General features: G+C 25.0%; 5 protein-coding genes. All 5 read left to right on the forward strand.

Annotated features, from left to right (window positions below):
• The first annotated feature begins 335 nt into the window (after positions 1 to 335).
• The 5 genes from I3255_RS13205 (at position 336) to I3255_RS14915 (ending at position 4,061) form a co-directional block, all read left to right on the forward strand.
• A complete protein-coding gene (locus I3255_RS13205) occupies positions 336 to 659 on the forward strand; it encodes a helix-turn-helix transcriptional regulator (RefSeq protein WP_238039225.1) in 324 nt (107 codons plus the stop codon).
• Between the two features lie 16 nt (positions 660 to 675).
• Positions 676 to 1,275 (forward strand): EAL domain-containing protein, encoded by a 600-nt coding sequence (locus tag I3255_RS13210; RefSeq protein WP_238039226.1) that lies wholly within the window; start codon positions 676 to 678, stop codon positions 1,273 to 1,275.
• Positions 1,276 to 1,903: 628 nt separating this feature from the next.
• Positions 1,904 to 3,190, forward strand: coding sequence for a GGDEF domain-containing protein (locus I3255_RS13215; protein ID WP_238039227.1), 1,287 nt, complete (start codon positions 1,904 to 1,906; stop codon positions 3,188 to 3,190).
• 32 nt (positions 3,191 to 3,222) lie between these two features.
• Entirely contained in the window at positions 3,223 to 3,504 is a 282-nt protein-coding gene (locus tag I3255_RS13220) for a hypothetical protein (RefSeq protein ID WP_138222694.1), read from the forward strand.
• 8 nt (positions 3,505 to 3,512) lie between these two features.
• Positions 3,513 to 4,061, forward strand: a complete 549-nt coding sequence (locus tag I3255_RS14915) for a type II secretion system protein (protein WP_275949806.1) — start codon at positions 3,513 to 3,515, stop codon at positions 4,059 to 4,061.
• The last annotated feature ends 326 nt before the right edge of the window (positions 4,062 to 4,387 follow it).

Here is a 4,387-nt window from a genome sequence, read left to right on the forward strand (position 1 = left end):
ATATAAGCTTTCTAAGAAAATTAATAAAAATGTTGCATATTTTTATCATGATCAAGATGATTTTATAGAAAAAATATCAGAAATACATGGTTTAAATAATAATATTTTAATTTTATTTGAAATCTTAATAATTTCTGATTATGAGTTTGTGATGGAAAATGAAAAAACATAATATGAACTATAAAAATAAAGTGTTTATTATTGAATCTATTCGTCAGATTATTATCGATCATATTGTATCTGGAGATACTTCAGATTTAGATAGTTTATTGTATTTACATTCTAAATATATAGATGAATTAACAATAATTCTAGATGTAGAACAAAAGTAGATTATGGATAAAAATAATTACCATCATAAGATAAAAAATGCAAGATTAAAATCTCGTATAAGTCAAAGTGAGATGGCTAGACTTTTAAATATATCAAGACAAACATATATTGATTTTGAAAAGGGTATTAGAATACCAAGGGCGGATACTATATATAATATTGCAATAGCAACAAATACAAGTATAAGTTATTTTTATTACGACACTTATAATTTTGGAGATATTGATCAAATTGCATTTTTAATTGAGCAATTACCTAATAATAAGAAATTATGGTATATAAATGTACTAAAAAAAATCATTGAATATGAGAATTCTCAAAAGTAAGTGAAATGTATAGAGTATGGAGAAGAGTCTTTTAAGTCTATCTATTGATAGAAATATGATAAAACCGTACCTGCAGCCAATAGTAAATAGAGAGCGTGCTATTATTGGTTTTGATTTTTTCTCTATACATAAAGGAAAAGATATAGATTTACACATAAATATTTATAGTATAACTCTTTCAAAAGAATTTATTGAACGTTTAGTCTTATTAAATTGCTATATTAATGTTGTCGTTGAGATCTTGGAAGATGATTTAATTATAGATAAAGTTTATTTTCTGCATAGTCTAAATATTTTAAGAGCAAATGATATTCGAATTGCAATGGATGATTTTGGATGTGGATTCAATAATACAGAACGATTGTTAAATTATCAGTTTGATATATTAAAAATTGATAGAAAATTCATAACCAATATAGATACAGATAATGTGAAATTAAGTCTAATTAAAAGTATTAATACTATGTCTTGTGAATTAGGCTTAATTAATATAGCTGAAGGTATCGAAACCATTAAACAGTTTGAGGTGTTAAAATCAATTGGAATTGAATATTATCAGGGATTTCTATTTTTTAAACCAATGCCTATCTCTGATATTTTAAATATTTCTTGGTAGTTAAAGATCTAATACAATAATGGTATATATTTGCTATTAAACTAAAGTGTAGTTTAACATCTATCATTTTTATAAGTATTTTATTAAATAACATTAATTTTGAATTAAATCCTTATTTTATTAAGGATAATTATTGTAAAGATCAAAAACTTTTAAGTCTAGGCAGGGGGTTATTATTTCCTATATAGAGTGTGATAGAACGTGAAAGTTGCTCAGTTTTGGCAAAGCTACCTTGAATAATAGGCTATGTTGTGTTCGTTACCTTACTGGCAATAACATAAATGTAACTAACTAAGGTTATAAATACTCAGGAAATACAGAGAGTTATACTAACTTTGTTGTGAGTGTAAAGGATTGCACGTCTTAAAGTTTACTAGGGTGCTGAAGATATGCTCATGTTAGAATAAGCAGATGCAACAAAGATAAAATACGAACTGCGTAGTACTACATTGAAAGATGGTAAACAAGATTACTTCCCATAGCCAAATAAACTAAATATGAATAATATTATTTAGCAATATTTGACATATTCAATGATTTATCTGTTTTCCATAGTAATTTCTATTTAGTGACATATAAATATATGTTTACTAGATTTTGTATTCTTCGCTATCTTGGGATTAGCACCATGATAAATAAAAGGTTTCTTAAACATATTTTGCTTTTCTTAATAGCATTTTTCATCTCAAATGTATGGGTGAAAGTACAATATGATAAAGTTAATAATCATATAATTTATAATTTACGCTACATTAGTGATAATATATATCGTTTTGCAATCAGGCAATTTAATTCTAATTATATTGATAGAGAATATATTGGAGGAAGTGTTATATTATTAAATGGGGGAAATAATAAAATAAAAGATTTGGATGAAGATTTTAATGAATTATTTAATGATTTAAATAATAATGAGATGGTAGAAAGTAGTTTATGGGAAGTAGCAATTATTTATCCTGAATACATATATGTGAAACCATGGCGAGATGAAAACAAAAAAATAATGACTAAGTTTAAACAGGGTTATTTTAATCATATTGTAGAACTTGAGTCTTTAATTTATGAAGTAAAACCAAATTTAAGTGTATTTGAAACAATTGTTATTGATGGTCCATATATTGAAAATAAAACTAATATTGATTTGTATAGTTTTTATTTCCCACTCTATTTAGATAGGAAGTTAACATCAATAATGTTAATCGATCTAAAGTCTAATTTTGTTGATAAATTTATTTTTGATTATAATAAGAATAATTTTGCATATTTTCAAGTTGATAATAGTAATTTAAGGAAAACTTTGTTTGATATAGTTGCAATGAAAAGTATTAAAGATGAATATAGTTCAATAATAAGGAAGCCATATATATATTTAATTTTAATGAATATTATAATTTATTTTGTGGCTCTTTATTTTAATTATTTAGGAATTAAAATTATTGATTATGTTAAATTAATTTATCTAGATGAATTAACAGGTTTTTATAATAGAAAAAAATATCTATCTATGAAACGAGACTTACTAATTAATACATTGTTAGTAATTGATATAGATCATTTTAAAAAAATAAATGATTCATATGGTCACGCGATTGGTGATAATGTTATTAAAGAGGTATGTTTAAGAATTAGAAAAACTATGCGGAACTCTGATATTGCTATTCGATGGGGGGGCGAAGAATTTGTTATAATTTTTTATGGGTTGACTAATTTAGTAGATTTAGAAAGGAAATTAGATGAAATAATATCTATTATTAATAGTGAATTAATTGATGGAATTGCAGTTACAGTATCTATTGGTGCAGTTATTTCAGAAAAAACAATACCATTAGGTCATGCATTTAATCATGCAGATAGTGCGTTATATTCATCAAAAAAAACAGGAAGGAATAAATATACTATTTGTGATGTAGAGTAGTAAGTTCAATATCATAACATGAATGTAGTATTATGAAAAAAATAGAGTTATTAGAAGTTTTAGCTAAAACGAAGGCTTGTGATTTAAATCTTTCAAAAGTTCAGAAATCAACTTTACTACATATGATTATAAATTCAGATGCTAATATAGTTTGCCGCTTGAGACAAAGTGATATAGCAGAGTTAGTTGGATGTGCAGTATCACTGATGCAATCTAATATTAGATACTTAAGAAAAAGAGGATTTATTGATTATCCTAAAGAGTCAAAAAATCATAAATATTATAAAATAATAATTCCCTATAATAATGAGTAATATTTAATATGAAAAAAAACAAAGGATTTACATTAGTTGAATTAATAGTTGTAATATTAATCTTAGGTATATTGACAGTTGTTGCGGCTCCTAAATTTATTAACATTCAAAGAGATGCAAGAATATCAATATTAAAAGGAACAAAAGGTGCTCTAGAAAGTTCATTTGCTATTTTTTCAGCAAAGACTGAAATGCCATCAGCAAGAATAATTAATAAAGATAGCTATAAACTAATGACTATAAATAATTATAATATAAGAATTAGTCATTATGATAATTATCCGTATTTTGCGTATTTTGGGCTTGGTGACGAGGCTAAAGGTATTGATGCATTAAAAGCTATCTCTAATATTGATGTGTATCAATTAGATAAAAATGGTGATGCAAGTCATAAGTTAAATATTGAATTTTATACAAAAGAAGAAGGTGATTTTAGAATATTTCCTCAGTTGAAAGATTATCAATATGGTGATGAGGATAATCATAAAAAATGTTATATTCAATATAATTTAGATCCAAGTAAACCTCATTTTACATTAGAAACTTCTGAATGTTAGTAGTAATATAAATCCTATTTTAGATATAAATTATATTATTGTTTTTTCATTAACTTATCTTACTTCTAATATATATTGAAGAGTGTAAAAATTAAGCCGTTAATATTTCAAGACTAAAAGGTTGTATGAGCTATCTCGTTGTAATACAAGTCTTATTTAAATTACATAAAAAAGGAGCAATAAATTGCTCCTGTAAAGATAATTTAAATGATTACAAGAATGCGCGATAAGGCAATTCTGGTTCATTTTTGAATATATCAGCAAACCCCCTGAAGTGCTGATAGTGCATACGACCTTTGTCTGTTGGATAAGTATATTTGCCACCT

The organism is Psychrobacter sp. Ps6, from assembly GCF_022129235.1.
Taxonomy (GTDB): Bacteria; Pseudomonadota; Gammaproteobacteria; order Pseudomonadales; family Moraxellaceae; genus Psychrobacter.

Coding starts and splice junctions, on each gene's coding strand:
- I3255_RS13205 (WP_238039225.1), top strand. CDS start 336: ATGGATAAAAATAATTACCATCATAAGATAAAAAATGCAAGATTAAAA.
- I3255_RS13210 (WP_238039226.1), top strand. CDS start 676: ATGGAGAAGAGTCTTTTAAGTCTATCTATTGATAGAAATATGATAAAA.
- I3255_RS13215 (WP_238039227.1), top strand. CDS start 1,904: ATGATAAATAAAAGGTTTCTTAAACATATTTTGCTTTTCTTAATAGCA.
- I3255_RS13220 (WP_138222694.1), top strand. CDS start 3,223: ATGAAAAAAATAGAGTTATTAGAAGTTTTAGCTAAAACGAAGGCTTGT.
- I3255_RS14915 (WP_275949806.1), top strand. CDS start 3,513: ATGAAAAAAAACAAAGGATTTACATTAGTTGAATTAATAGTTGTAATA.